This is a genomic window from Methylobacterium sp. B1 (assembly GCF_000333255.1).
In the GTDB taxonomy this organism is placed as follows: domain Bacteria; phylum Pseudomonadota; class Alphaproteobacteria; order Rhizobiales; family Beijerinckiaceae; genus Methylobacterium; species Methylobacterium fujisawaense.
The window spans coordinates 1-1,266 of record NZ_BACT01000156.1 but is presented as its reverse complement, the minus strand read 5'-3'; the positions used below and the strand labels follow the sequence as shown (position 1 = coordinate 1,266).

Below are 1,266 nucleotides of genomic sequence, written 5' to 3'. Positions count from 1 at the left end.
TTTATTTATGATTTCCTTCGTTTGAGCCAAATCAAAAAGGAATTAGTAATTCCGATTTTAATATTTAAATACTTCTAGTTGTAAAGTTTTTTGCAAATTACTTTTTTAGTAAATGTAATAATCCAATATAAACAAAAAAGATTTTATTGTTATGATTTGTTATATTTAAATACCGTACGGTACTTTTAATCAATTTACTACATTCGGGCTGCTTGAAAATTCTTTGTAAGTATACACATTGTAAGGATAGATTTTCTTTGCCAGTATTTTAGAAATAACACTACTGATGAATAAAGGAAACAGCAATAGATATCCAGACGGTACGATACTGGAAATAATAAACATGGCAGTAAGAGGGGCATGAATAGCTGCGGAAAGCATGGCAGCGGCTCCAAATAACGCAAAGTTAATAACCACAAGATGGGTACCTAAATAATGGTTGCAGAATTGGGCAAAAAATACCCCTAAAAATGCACCTGTAACAATACTCGGGGCAAATACACCGCCGTCACCGCCTGCGCCGAGAGTGAGGGAAGCCGCCAATGGCTTTATGAAGATGAGCAAAACCAGAGGAATTAAATATGCGAGATTAACAATGTCGTACGAACTACATTCGAGGATTTTACCAAGTCCGTGATAACTATCACCATATAAAGCCGGAAGAAAAAATATAAATACCCCAACAGTTATGGCACCTAAATTTACGCGGATGAAATTGTTGTTAATCCCACCAAAAAAAGTTTTTGCGTAGATGACAATTTTTGTAAAATAAAGGGCAAATATACCTCCGATTAAACTTAGTATCACAGCAAAAGGTATGGATTGCCACCGCCAGTCCTGTACCTTAAATGTAAATAGTGGATTTGAGTCATAAAAATGTACAAATAGATGAGCTACAATCATCGAACTTATTCCACTGATCAGTAAGGTTTTATTGTATTTACGTGCAATAACTTCAAATGCAAATAGAAAACCGCCCAACGCACTTCCAAAGAGTACGGTTACACCCGCTATAATACCTGCACATATCAGCTCCGTTTTGTAGGCCCATGCACTATGCAAATGTTTGTAGGCCTGATTACCAACTGTTGCGGTGGCAACTACTGTTGATACTTCGACTCCTGTAGATCCTCCAAAAATCACCGTTAAAAAGCCATTAATGCAATGAGAAGGTATTTTAAAAAAAGGAAGATGATCCTTTCTTGTTTCCAGGGTTGTATATATTTCTTTAATTCCTTTATTTTTTCTGTTCGAAAGAAATATTAC

1 protein-coding gene is annotated in these 1,266 nt (G+C 35.5%); it reads right to left on the bottom strand.

Annotated features, from left to right (window positions below; genetic code table 11):
- Positions 1 to 189: 189 nt before the first annotated feature.
- Positions 190 to 1,266 (bottom strand): chloride channel protein (locus tag I53_RS30850; protein ID WP_106428171.1); only part of this gene is annotated, 1,077 nt, incomplete at its 5' end.